Genomic DNA, 16,289 nt, shown 5'->3' with positions numbered 1-16,289 from the left:
TTTTCCAAATTCTTACCGTAGCCGGAGGACATTGCCTGTTGTCGCGCATCATGCAAGCTTTTGACAGCAGGCAAAGGGGCGTTATCGCTTCGGCCAGCGTCAGGCTGATGGTCGCGGCCATGGCCCTGCCGCTAGCCGCTTGCGGCGCCGGCGGCTTCAGTCTGGAGAAGGCGGAAATCGACCGCTCGATCGTCACCGCCAGCGCGCCTTCCTCGCCCGCCGCGCCGGCGAGCGGCGATGAGGACTCGGATCAGACCACCATCGGCAATGCCGTCTCATCGGCCGACATCCGGGAACTTGGCGGCCAAGGGGTGCCATGGGCGAATGCCGGCACCGGGTCGCGCGGCTCGATCACTGAAATGGTCGAACTGAAGGACGCCGGCCTGACCTGCCGCCGCTTCACCGCCTCGCGCGAGAGTTTCGACGGGGTGTCGCTGTTCAAGGGCCAGCTCTGCATGGCCACCGCCGGCGGCTGGCACATGCAGGAATTCAAGGCGCTCTGAATTCAGTCGCCGATCGCGCCTTGCGCCACTGGAATTTCTTCCTATGCGAGCGCATATAGGAAGCGACCATGAACTCATTTTCTCTTGCAGGCAGGATTAATGCGCGACCCCTATGAGGTGCTGGGCGTTGCCAAAAACGCATCGGCCAAGGACATAAAATCGGCGTACCGCAAGCTCGCCAAGAAGCATCATCCGGACCAGAATCCGAATGATCCCAAGGCGAAGGATCGTTTTGCCGCCGCCAACCAGGCCTACGAGATCGTCGGCGACGAGAAAAACCGCGCCGCTTTCGATCGCGGTGAGATCGACGCCGACGGCAAGCCGAAATTCCAGGGTTTCGAGGGCGCTGCCGGCGCTGGCGACCCGTTCGCCGGCTTCCGCCGACAGCAAGGCCCGGGCGGCGCGCATTTCGAATTCCGCTCGGGCAGGCCGGGCGGCGATCCGTTCGATGGCAACAGCGACATCTTCAGCCAGATCTTCGGCGACGCCTTCTCCGGCGCCCGCGGCGCCGGCAGGAGCGGCGACCGTCGTCAGCCGGTCCAGGCCCCCGACCTCAACGTCACGCTCGACGTCACCATCGAGGAGGCAGCCACCGCCGAGAAGGTGACGGCGATGTTCCCCGACGGCCGCAAGATGGCGGTGAAGCTGCCGGCCTATGTCGAGGACGGCCAGACCATCCGTCTGAAGGGCCAGGGCGAGCAGGGACCGGGCCAGCCGGGCGACGCGCTGGTCAAGATCCATATCCGCCGCCATCCGCGCTACCGTGTCGAGGGTCGCGACCTGCATGCCGATCTGCCGGTGGCGCTGGCCGACGCGGTGCTGGGCGCCAAGGTGGCGGTCGAGACACCAACCGGCCGCCTCGCGGTCAATGTCCCGGCATGGTCGAGTTCCGACAAGGTGCTGCGGCTGAAAGGCAGGGGTTTGCCGGAGAAAACCGGCGGCCATGGCGATCTCTATGTCCATGTCAGGCTGATGCTGCCCGAGGGCGGCGACAGCGAGCTGGAAACGCTGATGCGTCGCCAAAAGGGCTGAGCTTTGGAGTTTTCTCCCCCGGACAGTCCGCTTTGAGCGCTTGAAGGGGCTCTGTGCCTGTGCGATAGGCTCTCCACAAAGCAGACATTCTTGCGGAGAACGCTCACATGGCGGGTGGACAGGGCCTGATGGCCGGCAAGCGCGGGCTGATCCTCGGCGTTGCGAACAATCGGTCGATCGCCTTCGGCATCGCCAAGGCGTGCGTCGATCACGGCGCCGAGATCGCGCTGACCTATCAGGGCGAAGCCTTCAAGAAGCGCGTCGAGCCGCTGGCGGCGGAGCTCAACGCCCATGTCGCCGGTCATTGCGACGTCACCGACCCGGCAAGCCTTGATGCCGTCTTCGCAGACATCGCCAAACATTGGGGCAAGCTCGACTTCCTCGTCCACGCCATCGCGTTTTCCGACAAGGACGAATTGACCGGCCGTTATGTCGAGACGACGCGCGACAATTTCCTGCGCACCATGGACATCTCGGTGTTCTCTTTCACCACCATCGCCAAGCGCGCCGAGCCGCTGATGACCGATGGCGGCTCGCTGTTGACGCTGACCTATTACGGCGCCGAAAAGGTGATGCCGCACTACAACGTCATGGGTGTGGCAAAGGCGGCGCTGGAAGCGAGCGTGCGTTATCTCGCCGTCGATCTCGGCGCCAAGAAGATCCGCGTCAACGCCATCTCCGCCGGCCCGATCAAGACGCTTGCCGCCTCCGGCATCGGCGACTTCCGCTACATCCTGAAGTGGAACGAGTACAACGCGCCGCTGAAGCAGACGGTCACCCAGGAAGAGGTCGGCGATTCCGGCGTCTATTTCCTGTCGGATCTGTCGCGCGGCGTCACCGGCGAGGTCCATCACGTCGATTCGGGCTACCACGTCGTCGGCATGAAGGCGGTCGACGCGCCCGACATCTCGACCGTCAAGGAATAGTTCTCTCCGCCGGCCCTCCGCCCAGACCTGGCCCGACCTCCGGAAGACCTGATGTATCCGCTCGTCTATCTCGTGCGCCACGGCCAGACGCAATGGAACACCGAGCGTCGCCTGCAGGGTCAGGCCGATACCGACATCAATGCACTTGGACGCCAGCAGGCGACTGGCAATGGCCGGCGCTTGGCCGCGATGATCGGCAAGGGTGAGGATTTCGACTTTGTCGCCAGCCCGATGCGGCGCACGTGCGAAACGATGGAACTGATGCGGGCGGCAATGGGGCTCGACCCGCTCGCTTACCGGACAGAACCGCGTCTGGTGGAATTGAGCTTCGGCGACTGGCAGGGTTTTACGTTTCGTGAGCTCGAAGCCCGGCTTCCGGGATCGACCCGCGGGCGCCGCTCGGCCAAATGGGATTTCCAGCCGCCCGGAGAGGGCGCGGAAAGCTATGAGATGCTGCTCGAGCGGATCAAGCCATGGTTCGACGCGCTCGACCGGCAGACGGTCTGCGTCACCCATGGCGGCGTGATGCGCTGCCTTTTCCGCTTCGTCATGGGCGTGTCAAAACAGGAGGCGGCGGGCCTGGAAATCCCTCAGGACCAACTGCTCCGGCTGCAGGGCCGGAGCCTGGAGTGGCTGTGAAGGCTGCGGCCTGTCGAATTCAGATCAGGCCGGCCTCATCTTGGATCTAGTTGGCGTCGGTATCCGGCAGCTGCATGTCGGTGACCACATTCTCGCCATTGGTCACGTCAAAGGCAATGACGATGTCCATGCCCGGCTGCAGCGCGTCGAGATCGGTTTCGGCGTTGAGCTTGTAGGACTTGCCGTCGTCCAGCGTCAGCGTCAGCGTATCCTTGTCGACCTTCTTGATCAGGCCCTCGGTCTGGCCGGCGAACGCGGCGGCGGTGGAAATCATCAGCATGGCGGCAACAGCGCCAATCAGGGTACGCATCGTCGTCCTCATTATCATTGCGCCGGCATGGCTAGCGGCGGGGTCCTCAACGGCGGATGGAAGAAAGCAGAAACCAAGCGAATGTGTCAAAAGTAAAACTGGCTTCGTCACGACCTATTTCGCTCAAGGTGCGATCGCGAGTTCCAACGACGGTTCCTTTCACGAGAAATGAGTGGCAGCCACTCGCGCGGCGTGCTCTTGATCATTGCGGCAGGGTGGGGCAGCAGCCCTGGCCGTTCGTGGCAGCGCAGGTCTCCCCGCACACACAGTTTGACCGCTTTGCAAAACGCCAATAGAAGGCAGCGTGCAGCGCCGCGCGAGCTTTTTGACGCGCAAGGGACGCCGCACCACTTTGGACTTCCGGCTCCGCCGCCGGGCAGGGCGTTTTCCATGTCTCACAACACTTTCGGCCACCTGTTCCGCGTCACCACATGGGGTGAGAGCCATGGGCCGGCGCTCGGCTGCGTCGTCGACGGCTGCCCGCCCGGCATCCGTTTCAAGCGTGAGGACATCCAGGCCGAACTCGACAAGCGTCGCCCCGGCCAGTCGCGTTTCGTGACGCAGCGCCGCGAGCCGGACGAGGTCAAGATACTCTCCGGCTTTATCCTCGACGAGGACGGCGAGACGATGATCACCACCGGCACGCCGGTGTCGATGCTGATCGAGAATGTCGACCAGCGTTCCAAGGATTATGGCGAGATCGCCCGCCAGTACCGGCCGGGCCATGCCGACTACACCTATGAGGTCAAATACGGCCTACGCGACTACCGCGGCGGCGGCCGTTCCTCGGCCCGCGAGACGGCAGCTAGAGTGGCGGCAGGCGCCTTGGCCCGCAAGGTGGTGCCCGGCATGGTGGTGCGCGGCGCGCTGGTCTCCATGGGCGAGAAGTCGATCGACCGCGCCAATTGGAACTGGAACTTCATCGGCGATGCCGAAAATCCGTTCTTCACGCCGGACCCGGCATCGGTCCCCGTCTTCACCCAATATCTCGACGCCATCCGCAAGGCGGGCTCCTCGGTCGGCGCCATCATCGAGATCGTCGCCGAAGGCGTGCCGGCCGGCCTCGGCGCGCCGATATATGGCAAGCTCGACCAGGACATCGCGTCCGGCCTGATGTCGATCAATGCCGTCAAGGGGGTCGAGATCGGCAACGGCTTCGAGGCCGCCCGCATCACCGGCGAGCAGAACGCCGACGAGATGCGCATGGGCAATGACGGCAAGCCGGTGTTTTTGTCCAACCACGCCGGCGGCATCCTGGGCGGCATCTCGACCGGGCAGGCGATCGTCGCCCGTTTCGCGGTCAAGCCGACATCGTCGATCCTGACCCCGCGCAAATCGATCGACAAGGACGGCAACGACGTCGAGGTGATGACCAAGGGCCGCCACGACCCCTGCGTCGGCATCCGCGCCGTGCCGATCGGCGAGGCCATGGTTGCCTGCGCCATCGCCGATCACTATCTGCGGCACAGAGGACAGACGGGGAAGGGAATAGGGGAGTAAGGCAATAGGGGAATATGTTACGTCGCGTTTCGCCACGCCAAACTTTTTCCTTTTCCCTACTTCGTTACTGCCCTATTCCCCTACTCCCTGGCGAGCGAAGCGAGCATTTCCATGCCATACGACCAGAAGAAGATCGTCGAAGCCATCCGCGCCTTCGAGCGCGGCGAGATCGTCGTCGTCATGGATGATGACGGGCGCGAGAACGAGGGCGACCTGATCGTCGCCGCGGTCCACTGCACGCCGGAGAAGATGGCCTTCATCGTCCGCAATACCTCCGGCATCGTCTGCACGCCGATGCCGCGCGAGGAGGCAAAGCGCCTCAACCTTGCGCCGATGGTGGCCGACAACGATTCCGCCCACACCACCGCCTTCACCGTCAGCGTCGATTTCAAGCACGGCACCACGACCGGCATCTCCGCCGACGATCGCACGCTCACCGTGCGCAACCTTGCCAACGGCAATGTCGGCGCCTCCGATTTCGTCCGTCCCGGACATATCTTCCCGCTGGTCGCCCGCGAGGGCGGGGTGCTGATGCGCTCCGGCCATACCGAAGCGGCCGTCGACCTCTGCAAGCTTGCCGGCCTGCCGCCGATCGGCGTCATTTCCGAACTGGTCAACGACGACGGCACCGTCAAGCGCGGGCCGGAGGTTCAGGCCTTTGCCGAGCAGCATGGCCTGAAACAGGTCTCGGTCGCCGATCTCATCGCCTACCGGCAGCGCAAGGAAACGCTGGTCGAGCGCGTCGCCTGTTCCGACATCGACACGCTTGGCGGCAAGGCGCAGGTCTTCACCTACACGCTGCCCTGGGATTCGATGCATCACGTCGCGATCGTCTTCGGCGATATCCGCGACGGCGAGGAGGTGCCGGTGCGCCTGCATTCGGAGGATGTCGTCACCGACGTGTTCGGCACCAGCCACCGGCTCGACGCCATCATGAAGGCGATGGGCGAGCGAAAGCGCGGCGTCATCGTCTATCTGCGCGAGGGTTCGGTCGGCGTCGCCCATCAGGAGCGCAAGCGGCCGGTGAGCGGCGAGCGCGAGGATCATGAGGAAGCCCGCCGGCGCGAAAGCGAATGGCGCGAAATTGGCCTCGGCGCGCAGATCCTGAAAGATTTGGGCATTTCGTCGATCAACCTGATCGCCTCGCGCGAGCGCCACTATGTCGGCCTCGAAGGTTTCGGCATCCATATCGCCAAGACCGAGATCCTCTAAGGCGCCCGGCCCCTTGCAGGACCGGACGCGCACGACATCACTCCGCGGGAACCGCCTCCGCCTCACATCCGGCAAGATCGCAATCCGGACCGGCCAGGCTGCGCTGGCCAATAAGAACCGTCGCCAGCGCGATCGCGCCCGCCGCCACCGACACAAGAAAGCCGTTCTGCGCGCCGAACGCGTCCACCACCGCGCCGGCGGCGAAGGAGCCGAGCGCCATGCCGATGCCGATTCCGGTCGTCACCCAGGTGATGCCCTCGGTCAGCATCGCTTCGGGCACGCGCCGCTCGATCAGGCCGAAGGCGGTGATGAAGGTCGGCGAGATCGCCACGCCGCTGACGAACACGGCAAGCGCCAGCAGCGGTACCGTGCCGGCGGCCAGCAGCGGCAGCGTGGTGAGCGCGATGACGGCGACGGCGACAGCCAGCTGGCGTTGCAGCGGCATTTTCAGGTTGAGCGCGCCGATGATGATGCCGAGCACGAACGAGCCGAGCGCGTAGACGCCGATGACCAGGCTTGCCGCTTCCGGTTGGCCGAGCTCCTTGGTGATCGCCACGGTGCTGACTTCCGTGGTGGCGAAAGTGGCGCCGATGAAGATCAGGGCGAACGTTATGACCTGAACCGGCCGCAGGCGGATCGCCGAGCCGCGTGAACCATGTTCCTGTGGCCGCACGTTGGGTTCGGTCGCGCGCTGCAGGATGAAGGCCGCCGAGCCGAATGCGAGGAACAGAGTGCTGGCAAGCATGCCCGCTTCCGGGAACAGCGCGGTGCTCAACCCGACCGACAGCGATGCGCCGGCGATATAGACCAGTTCATCCGCTGCAGACTCGAAGGCGAAAGCGGTATTCAGCTCCGGGCGGTCACGGAAGATCTCCGTCCAGCGGGCGCGCACCATCGCAGGTATGCTGGGCATGGCAGCGGCAAGCAGCGCCGAGGCGAACAGCGTCCATATCGGCCAGTCCTGGTTGGCCGCCGCGATCAGCACTGCGAAGGCGAGCACGGCGATCACCGTGGTCGGCACGACGATGCGCGTCTGACCGAGGCGATCCACCAGCCGCGATATTTGCGGCGCAATAAACGCGTTCACCAGCGCGAAACTCGCCGAAACGGCGCCGGCCAGCCAGTATTCGCCATGCGTCTGCGACAGCATGGCGACGATCCCGATCGGCGCCATGGCGATCGGCAGCCTGGCAACGAAGCCGGCCGCCGCGAAACCCTTGGTGCCGGGGGCTCGAAATATTTCCGTATAGGGATTTTGCATGCTCTGGCTCCTCGACAAGGGACGGATCGGCAATTACATACGTTGCGTATGAAATCAGATAGATCATACGCCGCGTATGTCAATTGGCATACGATGCGTATGTAAGTTGGGCCAGACCGTATGCACCGACCTCGCAAGGAGATGATTGCCGAGACGCGCGCCAAGCTGATCGCGGCCGCCCGCCACGCTTTCGGCACCATCGGCTATGCGGACGCCTCGATGGATGATTTCACCGCCTCGGCCGGGCTGACGCGCGGCGCGCTCTATCACCACTTCGGCGACAAGAGGGGATTGCTGCAGGCGGTCATCGCCGAGATCGACGGCGAGATGGCTGCCCGGGTGAACGAGGTGGCGGCGAGGGCGCCGACCCGCTGGCAGCATTTCGTCGACGAATGCACCACTTACATCGAACTGGCGCTGGAGCCGGAGATCCAGCGCATCATGTTCCGCGATGCTCCGGCGGTACTGGGTGATCCCGCGCAGTGGCCGAACGCCAGCGCATGCACGGCGTCGATGACCGATCACCTGACCAGGCTGCAGGAGGAGGGGGTGGTCGTGGCCGACCTCGATCCCGAGACCACGGCGCGGCTGATCAACGGCGCGAGCAGCCAGGCTGCGCAGCGGATCGCCAATTCGCAGGATCCGGAAGCGACGTCGAAAAAGGCGGTGGCTGCGTTCAAGCAACTGCTCGAGGGGCTGCGCAAGCAGCCCTGAGCACACGGTCAGCTAACCATGACGCGCGGTTTGTGCACCGGTTTTAGGTCGGCGCGGCGTCGCCAAGATTGACAATCGCCGAGGCGAGCGCATCCTCCTCAACCATCTCTGAGGCGGGAGAGTCGGGCCATGTGGGACTTCAGCATCGGCCGGTCGGTGTCCATCATGATCAGGACATGGCCTTTCATCGTCTTTCGCATGGTTGTCTATTTCGGCATCACGCTGGCCTACATCATGGCGACCGGGACCGGGGCCAGCGTCGGCTATGGCGTCGGCCACATCTCCACCGATCCCGATGGGCCGCTCTCCTTCGCGCTATGGGGTGGCGTGGTCGGCTTCGGCATCGTCTCGGTAGCCGTCTACTGGATCCGCGAATACATCCTCTACGTCCTCAAGGCCGGGCATATCGCCGTCATGGTCCATCTGATCGACGGCCAGGACGTTCCCGACGGCCAGAACCAGATCTCCTATGCCAGGGCCGTGGTGACCGAGCGTTTCGCCGAGGCCAATGTGCTGTTCGTGATCGACCAGCTGGTCAAGGGCGCCATCCGAGCCATCACCGGCCTCATCGGCGGCATCGCCGCCTTCCTGCCCATTCCCGGTCTCAACGGCCTTGTCAGCTTCATCAACACGGTGATCCGCATGTCGCTGACCTATGTCGACGAGATCATCCTCGGCTACAACATCCGCATCAATTCCACCTCGCCCTTCGAGACCGCCCGGCAAGGCGTTGTGCTCTATGCGCAGAACGGCAAGACCATGGTCAAGAACGCGGTCTGGCTGGCGGTGATCATGTGGGGCGTGTCCTTCGTCATCTTCCTGTTGATGCTGGCGCCGGCCGGCGCCATCCTCTGGGTCATGCCAGGCCAGCTTGCCGGCTGGGCCTTCGTCCTGGCCATCGTCTTTGCCTGGGCCTTCAAGGCCGCCTTCATCGAGCCCTTCGCCATCGCCTCGCTGATGCAGGTCTATTTCGCCACCATCGAGGGCCAGGCGCCCAATCCGGACTGGGACCGCCGGCTGGCGGAAGCCTCCTCGAAATTCCGCGAACTGAAGGACAAGGCGCTGGCCTCGTTCGGCGGCTCGCGCTGGACGCAGCCCGCACCCCAATAACCGGGAAACCAGCCTAATCCCTGTTGAACGTTCCTCTTTGGCGGCGCGAAAACATGGCCAAACCGGTCTTGCGCGCCTATATCGGGGCATGGTCACCAGACTTTACACCCACCCGGTCTTCCTCGAACACCTGACCCCGCCCGGCCACCCCGAGCGGCCCGATCGCCTGCGCGCCATCGAGCGCGTGCTGGACGACGAGGCATTTTCGGCGCTCGACCGGGTCAAGGCGCCGGAAGGCGACCAGGCGACCATCCTCTATGCGCATCCCGAGAATCACGTCGCACGCGTGCGCGCCGCCATTCCGGAAACCGGCATCGCTTCGATCGATGCCGACACCAGCGCCAGCCCGAAGAGCTGGCAGGCGGCGGTGACGGCGATCGGCGCCGCCAATGCCGCTGTCGACGACGTTTTCGACGGCCGCGCCGCCAATGTCTTCGTCGCCGCCCGGCCGCCCGGCCACCATGCCGAGAAGACCACGGCCATGGGCTTTTGCCTGTTCAACACCGCGGCGATCGCCGCTCGCTACGCGCAGAAGAGGCACCAGGCCGAGCGCGTCGCCATCGTCGACTGGGACGTCCATCACGGCAACGGCACGCAGGATATCTTCTGGGATGACCCTTCGGTGCTCTATTGCTCGACGCACCAGATGCCGCTTTATCCGGGCACCGGCGCCAAGAGCGAGACCGGCGCCGGCAACATTGTCAACGCGCCGCTGGCGCCGCGCACCGGCAGCGAGACGTTCCGTGACGCCTTCCTGTCGCGCGTGCTGCCGTCGATCGACAATTTCGCGCCCGACCTGATCATCATTTCCGCCGGATTCGACGCGCACCATCGCGACCCGCTGGCCGAGATCAACCTGACCGAGGAGGATTTCGACTGGGCGACCGGCCAGCTGATGGAGCGCGCCGCGCGCCACAGCGGCAACCGGCTCGTCAGCCTGCTCGAGGGTGGCTACGATCTGCAGGGACTGGCATTTTCGGTCGCCGCCCATGTCGGGCGGCTGATGAAGGGATGAACTATGGCTGGTGAAGCTAACGAGGACGTCAAGGCGATGAGCTTCGAGCAGGCGCTCGACGCGCTGGAGAAGATCGTCGACGATCTTGAACGCGGTGACGTGCCGCTCGACCAGTCAATCAAGATCTATGAGCGCGGCGAGGCGCTGAAAGTCCATTGCGACCGGTTGCTGAAGGCGGCCGAGGACAAGGTCGAGAAGATCAGGCTGTCGCGCGACGGCAAGCCGGTTGGCACGGAGCCGCTCGACGCCGAGTAAGGTGTATTGATATTCAGCCGGCCTGCAAATGGCGGCTTTCCTGCGCTTGCGGTAGTGCACAGTCCGCGCAGGCGGTGGATCGGGCAGCAGGTAAGGAGTTTAAGCTATGTGCCGCAACATCAAGACCCTGGCCAATTTCGAACCGCCGGCAACCAATGACGAAGTGCATGACGCGGCACTTCAGTTCGTGCGCAAGCTGAGCGGATCGACCAAACCCTCAAAGCGCAATGAGCACGCCTTCCATCACGCCGTCGAGGCGATCGCCGCCATCGCGCGTGAATTGATCGACTCGCTCGAGACCAACCAGGAGCCGCGCAATCGCGAGGAAGAGGCGGCCAAGGCGAAGGCCAGGTCCGCCCTTCGTTTCGCCTGAGGTCGAGATGAGCTTCTTTCCGGGAAACGATCCTGAGCCTGGCGATGCGTTCGCCTGCGACCAGATCGAGCTGATGGTCGTACCTAACGCCAAGGACATTGGTGGCTTCGAGGTTCGCCGCGCGCTGCCCACCGCGAAGCGTCGTCTGGTCGGCCCGTTCATCTTCTTCGATCGCATGGGCCCGGCCATCCTGCGCGCCGGCCACGCGCTCGATGTGCGCCCTCATCCCCATATCGGCCTGTCGACGGTGACCTACCTTTTCGATGGCAAGATCAGGCATCGCGATTCGCTCGGCACCGAAATGGTGATCGCGCCGGGCGATGTGAACCTGATGACCGCCGGCCGCGGCATCGTCCATTCCGAGCGCACGCCGGAGGAACTGCGCGGCGCGCCGATGTCGATCTCCGGCCTGCAGACCTGGCTGGCGCTGCCGGACGGCAAGGAGGAGGTTGCTCCGGTCTTCGAGAACACGGCCGTGATCCGCTTGCCCGAGATCGATGCCGAGGGCATCAGCGGCCGCGTCATCATCGGCGCTTTTTCCGGTCTGCGCTCGCCGGTTTCGACCGCCTCGGACACCCTTTATGCCGACCTGAGGCTGGCGCCCGGCGCCAGCGTCAAGATCCCGCCCGATGCCGAGGAGCGCGCCATCTACACGCTGGAAGGCGAGGTCTCGATTGCGGGCGACCGTTTCCCGGCCGAGCGGCTGCTGGTGTTCAAACCGGGCGACGAAATCGTCGTTTCGTCCGAGCGCGGCGCCCATTTCATGCTATTCGGCGGCGCCTCGCTCGGCTCCAGGCGCTACATCTGGTGGAACTTCGTTTCGTCGTCGAAGGAACGCATCGAACAGGCGAAAGAGGAATGGAAGACCGGCCGCTTCGATATCGTTCCTGGAGACGAGGAAGAGTTCATTCCGTTACCGGACAATTAACGCCAGAAGCATCCGCGTCATTGACACGCATTTACATTCGCCGGGCGGCGGCATATTTCGCCCATGATCAACGTGCATGAACGTCAGGTTTGACCAGGCCCCTTAGCCGTGAACGCAAAGCCCGATACGCCGCTCCTCGACAAGGTCCGCATCCCCGCGGATCTGAGGACGCTTGACGAAAGCGAGCTGCCGCAGCTCGCCTCGGAGCTGCGCGACGAGCTGATCGACGCCGTCTCGCACACCGGCGGCCATCTTGGCGCCGGGCTCGGCGTGGTCGAACTGACCGTTGCGCTCCACTATGTCTTCAACACCCCGGACGACCGGCTGATCTGGGATGTCGGCCACCAGGCCTATCCGCACAAGATCCTGACCGGCCGGCGCGACCGCATCCGCACCCTGCGGCAGGAGGGCGGCCTTTCCGGCTTCACCCGGCGTGCCGAGAGCGAATACGACCCGTTCGGCGCCGCCCATTCCTCGACCTCGATTTCCGCCGGTCTCGGCATGGCGATGGGCCGCGACCTCTCCGGCGGCCGCAACAACGTCATTGCCGTCATCGGCGACGGCGCCATGTCGGCCGGCATGGCCTATGAGGCGATGAACAATGCCGGCGCGCTAGATGCCCGGCTGATCGTCATCCTCAACGACAACGACATGTCTATCGCGCCGCCGACCGGGGCGATGAGCGCCTATCTGGCGCGGCTCGCCTCCGGCAAGGCCTATCTCGGCCTGCGTGATTTCGGCAAGAAGCTGACCTCCTATCTCGGCAAGCGCGCCGATCGCGCCATCACACGAGCCGTCGAGCATGCGCGCGGCTACGTCACCGGCGGCACGCTGTTCGAGGAGCTCGGCTTCTATCACATCGGCCCGATCGACGGGCACAATCTCGAGCACCTGATCCCGGTGCTGAAGAACGTCCGCGACAATGGTGACGGCCCGGTGCTGATCCATGTCGTGACCCAGAAGGGCAAGGGCTACGCACCGGCCGAAGCCGCCGCCGACAAATATCACGGCGTCAACAAGTTCGATGTCATCACCGGCGCGCAGGCCAAGGCGCCTGCCAACGCGCCGAGCTACACCAAGGTGTTCGCCGAAAGCCTGGTCCAGGAGGCGCGCGAGGACGACCGCATCGTCGCCATCACCGCCGCCATGCCGAGCGGCACCGGCCTCGATCTCTTCGGCGAGGCCTTCCCGGCCCGGACCTTCGATGTCGGCATCGCCGAGCAGCATGCCGTGACCTTCGCCGCCGGCCTCGCCACGGAAGGCTACAAGCCTTTCTGCGCCATCTATTCGACCTTCCTGCAGCGCGCCTACGACCAGGTCGTCCACGATGTGGCGATCCAGAAGCTGCCGGTGCGCTTCCCGATCGACCGCGCCGGCTTCGTCGGCGCCGACGGCGCCACCCATTGCGGCGCCTTCGACACCACCTTCCTCGCCTCGCTGCCGGGCTTCGTCGTCATGGCCGCCGCCGACGAGGCGGAACTTCGCCATATGGTGCGCACCGCCGCTCACTATGACGAGGGTCCCATCGCTTTCCGCTACCCGCGCGGCAACGGTGTCGGCGTCGACATGCCGGAGCGCGGCTCGGTGCTCGACATCGGCAAGGGCCGCATTCTCAAGGAAGGCACCAAGGTGGCGCTGCTTTCGTTCGGCACCCGCCTGCAGGATTGCCTGATCGCCGCCGAGGAACTCGGCGCCGCCGGGCTTTCCGCCACCGTCGCCGACGCCCGTTTCGCCAAGCCGCTGGACGAGGATCTCGTGCGCCGGCTCGCCCGCTCGCATGAAGTGCTGGTGACGGTGGAAGAGGGCGCGGTCGGCGGCTTTGCCAGCCAGGTGCTGCAGTTCCTCGCCCATCAAGGCCTTCTGGAAGGCGGCCTCAAGGTGCGCCCGCTCGTGCTGCCCGACGCATTCACCGATCACGCCAAGCCCGAGAAGATGTATGCCGATGCGGGCCTGGACGCAGGCGGCATCGTGCGCACGGTGTTCGCCGCCCTCGGCCACGCGGCCAGCGCCAGAAGCGCCTGACTCAAGATATCAGCATCCTGAATCGCTTTGCCGGCTTGCTGTCGTAATCGATTGTTTACGCTACCATTTGGCGCTTTGCTTACCCTGTCTCTTGGCCGTTTCTCAACGGCGGCCTGCTAGAAGCCTGCCGAGGGATAGGGGCAACGACAATGAACAGGTTTCTGTGCGGCATCGCCTTTTTGGCGCTCGCCGCTGGACCGGCGAACGCCGAGACGCGCTACGACCGCAATCTCGAAAAAGCGGCGATGGACATAGTCGCCGGCAAGATCGGCGACATCCGCGGCGGCTTCTCCTACAAGCAGGTTCCGCAGCTCGTCGTGCTGCCCGAGACCGCGGCGGCGGTGCCGGTCGAGCCGCAGCGCCGGCAAGCTTCCGGCGACAGGAATGACGGTCTGGCGCCCGCCGTCGAACGGCCGGTTTCGCGGACCATCTTCTAATCCCCTTCTTGCCTTCGCGACCGGCTTTCGCCAAGGAAGGCCGATGAACTCCACTTTGCCAGCCAGCGCGCGCCTCAGGCTCGACGAACTGCTCGTCCAGCGCGGCCTGTTCGCCAGCCGCTCGCGCGCCCGCGACGCCGTCGAGCGCGGCACAGTGACGGTTGACGGCACCATCGCCCGCAAGCCCGGCCTGAGCGTCCAGGCCGATTGCCTCGTTGCAATCGACGACCCAGCGCAGGCCTATGTCTCGCGCGCGGCGCTGAAGCTGATCGCCGGGCTTGACCGGTTCGGCCTCGACCCCACCGGCAGCGAAGCGCTCGATATCGGCGCCTCGACCGGCGGCTTCACCCAGGTGCTTCTCGAGCGCGGCGCCGCGCACGTCACCGCGATCGATGTCGGCCACGGCCAGATGCATCCGGAGATCTCAGGCGATCCGCGCGTCACGGCCATCGAGGGCCTCAATGCCCGCGATCTCTCGTCCGCCGACCTGGGCGGCGTTGTCCCCGATTTCATCGTCTGCGATGTCAGCTTCATCTCGCTGAAGCTGGCGCTGCCGCCGGCTCTTGCCCTCGCCGGAGATGGCGCCAGGGCGCTGCTTCTGGTCAAGCCGCAATTCGAGGCCGGCCGCGAGGCGATCGGCAAGGGTGGCCTGCTCAGGGATCAGGCTGACGCCGAACGCATCGCCGGCCTGCTCGGCGACTGGCTTGGCGGCATTCCCGGCTGGCGCGTGCTGGGGCGGCATCCTTCGCCGATCGAGGGCGGCGACGGCAACCGCGAATTCCTGCTCGCCGCCATCAAGGATGAAAAATGAGCGCGCGTTTCACCATCGCCAGGCTTGGCTCGCAGGGCGACGGCATCGCCGAGGCCGACGGCGGCGAGGTCTTTATTCCCTTCACGCTGCCGGGCGAGACGGTCACCGCCGCCCGCGAAAAGCACCGCGCCACGCTGATGTCGGTGCTGGAGGCATCGCCGCTCAGGATCGATCCGGCCTGCCGGCATTTCACCGAATGCGGCGGCTGCGCGCTGCAGCATTTCGAGGCTGAAGCCTACCGCCAGTGGAAGCGCGACAAGGTTATGCAGGCATTGAAGGCCAAGGGCATCGCTTTCGATGTCGCCGCGCTGGTGCCATGCGCGCCCGAGACGCGTCGCCGCGTCGTCTTCAGCGCCCGGCGCACCGAGGCCGGCATGCTGCTTGGCTTCGTGCGCGCGCTTTCCTCGGAGATCATTCCGATCGAGGAATGCCCGATCTCGCTGCCGGCGATCGTTGCCGCGCTGGGTCGCCTGCGGGCGTTGGCCGACCTGGTCTGCGCCACTTCGAAAGCCTTCCACATGACCGTCACCGTGACCGCATCCGGTCTGGATGTCGCGGTCCAGGACGGAGGCAAGCTCGGCGATCATCAGCGCCGCATCGCGTCGAATCTCGTCACCGCCGAGGGGTTGGCCAGACTATCGGTCGATGGTGAGATCGTCGTCGAGCCGAAGAAGCCTGTGGTGCAGTTTGGATCGGTCGCCGTAGCCGTGCCGCCCGGCGCTTTCATGCAGGCGACCGAAGCCGCCGAGCGGACCATGGCCGAGCTGGTCGGCCAGCACCTGTCGCGCGCAAAAAAGGTCGCCGACCTGTTCGCCGGCTGCGGCAGCTTCGCGCTGCGGCTTGCGGCGAAGTCGGAGGTTCATGCCGTCGAAGGCGACGCGCCGGCCCTTGCAGCGCTCGACCGCGCCTTCCGTTTTGCCAACGGACTGAAGCGGGTGACCAGCGAGCGCCGCGATCTGTTCCGGCGGCCGCTGACGTTCAAGGAATTGAACGCCTTCGACGGCCTGGTCTTCGATCCGCCGCGCGCCGGAGCCGAGGACCAGTCGAAGCAGATCGCCCGCTCGGACGTGCCGCTGGTGGCCGCAGTATCCTGCAACCCGGTTACGCTGGCGCGGGATCTGCGCATCCTGATCGATGGCGGCTACGCGCTGAAAAGTGTCACTCCGATCGACCAGTTCCTGTGGTCGGCGCATGTCGAGGCCGTCGCGCTGCTGGAGAAGCCGAAGCGAAGGCGGTAATCG

General features: G+C 65.0%; 18 protein-coding genes. 16 read left to right on the top strand and 2 right to left on the bottom strand.

Annotated features, from left to right (window positions below; genetic code table 11):
- The first annotated feature begins 38 nt into the window (after nt 1-38).
- From EN786_RS07425 to EN786_RS07410, 4 genes are all read left to right on the top strand, one after another.
- Nucleotides 39-503: an RT0821/Lpp0805 family surface protein gene (locus EN786_RS07425; RefSeq protein WP_127312341.1), complete on the top strand. Its 465-nt coding sequence runs from the start codon at nt 39-41 to the stop codon at nt 501-503.
- A 99-nt stretch (nt 504-602) separates the two neighbouring features.
- On the top strand, nt 603-1,535 hold the full coding sequence (locus tag EN786_RS07420; protein WP_135908113.1) for a J domain-containing protein: 933 nt from the start codon (nt 603-605) through the stop codon (nt 1,533-1,535).
- 107 nt (nt 1,536-1,642) lie between these two features.
- Nucleotides 1,643-2,461 carry an enoyl-ACP reductase FabI gene (gene fabI, locus EN786_RS07415; RefSeq protein ID WP_127282527.1) on the top strand — a complete coding sequence of 273 codons (819 nt, stop codon included), beginning with the start codon at nt 1,643-1,645 and terminating at the stop codon, nt 2,459-2,461.
- A gap of 51 nt (nt 2,462-2,512) precedes the next feature.
- Nucleotides 2,513-3,100 carry a histidine phosphatase family protein gene (locus EN786_RS07410; protein ID WP_127310682.1) on the top strand — a complete coding sequence of 196 codons (588 nt, stop codon included), beginning with the start codon at nt 2,513-2,515 and terminating at the stop codon, nt 3,098-3,100.
- Nucleotides 3,101-3,146: 46 nt separating this feature from the next.
- Here EN786_RS07410 and EN786_RS07405 read toward each other — a convergent pair whose 3' ends face one another.
- Nucleotides 3,147-3,410: a DUF1344 domain-containing protein gene (locus EN786_RS07405; protein WP_127310681.1), complete on the bottom strand. Its 264-nt coding sequence runs from the start codon at nt 3,408-3,410 to the stop codon at nt 3,147-3,149.
- Between the two features lie 390 nt (nt 3,411-3,800).
- On the opposite strand from EN786_RS07405, the gene aroC reads away from it, so the two are divergent.
- Both aroC and ribB read left to right on the top strand, forming a co-directional pair.
- A complete protein-coding gene (gene aroC / locus EN786_RS07400) occupies nt 3,801-4,910 on the top strand; it encodes a chorismate synthase (RefSeq protein ID WP_127310680.1) in 1,110 nt (369 codons plus the stop codon).
- Between the two features lie 111 nt (nt 4,911-5,021).
- Complete coding sequence (ribB, locus tag EN786_RS07395; RefSeq protein WP_127310679.1) at nt 5,022-6,122, top strand: 3,4-dihydroxy-2-butanone-4-phosphate synthase; 1,101 nt, start codon at nt 5,022-5,024, stop codon at nt 6,120-6,122.
- A gap of 37 nt (nt 6,123-6,159) precedes the next feature.
- Here the strand turns inward: ribB and EN786_RS07390 are convergent, their stop codons facing one another.
- Nucleotides 6,160-7,383, bottom strand: a complete 1,224-nt coding sequence (locus EN786_RS07390) for an MFS transporter (protein WP_127310678.1) — start codon at nt 7,381-7,383, stop codon at nt 6,160-6,162.
- 120 nt (nt 7,384-7,503) lie between these two features.
- Here EN786_RS07390 and EN786_RS07385 point away from each other — a divergent pair, with 120 nt between their 5' ends.
- The 10 genes from EN786_RS07385 (at nt 7,504) to EN786_RS07340 (ending at nt 16,286) form a co-directional block, all read left to right on the top strand.
- On the top strand, nt 7,504-8,097 hold the full coding sequence (locus EN786_RS07385; RefSeq protein ID WP_126055934.1) for a TetR/AcrR family transcriptional regulator: 594 nt from the start codon (nt 7,504-7,506) through the stop codon (nt 8,095-8,097).
- Nucleotides 8,098-8,226: 129 nt separating this feature from the next.
- Entirely contained in the window at nt 8,227-9,207 is a 981-nt protein-coding gene (locus tag EN786_RS07380; protein ID WP_127282521.1) for a hypothetical protein, read from the top strand.
- Between the two features lie 88 nt (nt 9,208-9,295).
- The gene (locus EN786_RS07375; protein WP_127310677.1) at nt 9,296-10,222 is read left to right on the top strand and encodes a histone deacetylase family protein; all 927 of its coding nucleotides are present in this window, start codon (nt 9,296-9,298) and stop codon (nt 10,220-10,222) included.
- Between the two features lie 3 nt (nt 10,223-10,225).
- Entirely contained in the window at nt 10,226-10,477 is a 252-nt protein-coding gene (locus EN786_RS07370; protein ID WP_127282519.1) for an exodeoxyribonuclease VII small subunit, read from the top strand.
- Nucleotides 10,478-10,583: 106 nt separating this feature from the next.
- Nucleotides 10,584-10,850 carry a DUF2277 domain-containing protein gene (locus EN786_RS07365; RefSeq protein WP_127282518.1) on the top strand — a complete coding sequence of 89 codons (267 nt, stop codon included), beginning with the start codon at nt 10,584-10,586 and terminating at the stop codon, nt 10,848-10,850.
- Between the two features lie 7 nt (nt 10,851-10,857).
- Nucleotides 10,858-11,778: a pirin family protein gene (locus tag EN786_RS07360; RefSeq protein ID WP_127310676.1), complete on the top strand. Its 921-nt coding sequence runs from the start codon at nt 10,858-10,860 to the stop codon at nt 11,776-11,778.
- Between the two features lie 108 nt (nt 11,779-11,886).
- Entirely contained in the window at nt 11,887-13,800 is a 1,914-nt protein-coding gene (gene dxs / locus EN786_RS07355) for a 1-deoxy-D-xylulose-5-phosphate synthase (RefSeq protein WP_128276062.1), read from the top strand.
- A 149-nt stretch (nt 13,801-13,949) separates the two neighbouring features.
- Nucleotides 13,950-14,237 carry a hypothetical protein gene (locus tag EN786_RS07350; protein ID WP_127282515.1) on the top strand — a complete coding sequence of 96 codons (288 nt, stop codon included), beginning with the start codon at nt 13,950-13,952 and terminating at the stop codon, nt 14,235-14,237.
- Between the two features lie 43 nt (nt 14,238-14,280).
- Entirely contained in the window at nt 14,281-15,048 is a 768-nt protein-coding gene (locus tag EN786_RS07345; RefSeq protein WP_127311307.1) for a TlyA family RNA methyltransferase, read from the top strand.
- Nucleotides 15,045-16,286, top strand: coding sequence for a class I SAM-dependent RNA methyltransferase (locus EN786_RS07340; protein WP_127311306.1), 1,242 nt, complete (start codon nt 15,045-15,047; stop codon nt 16,284-16,286). The genes EN786_RS07345 and EN786_RS07340 overlap by 4 nt, the downstream gene beginning before the upstream one ends.
- Nucleotides 16,287-16,289 lie beyond the last annotated feature (3 nt).

Source organism: Mesorhizobium sp. M4B.F.Ca.ET.143.01.1.1, from assembly GCF_004792275.1.
GTDB lineage: Bacteria > Pseudomonadota > Alphaproteobacteria > Rhizobiales > Rhizobiaceae > Mesorhizobium > Mesorhizobium abyssinicae.
The sequence above is the reverse complement of the archived record's forward strand: the minus strand, read 5'-3'. Positions and strand labels throughout refer to the sequence as shown.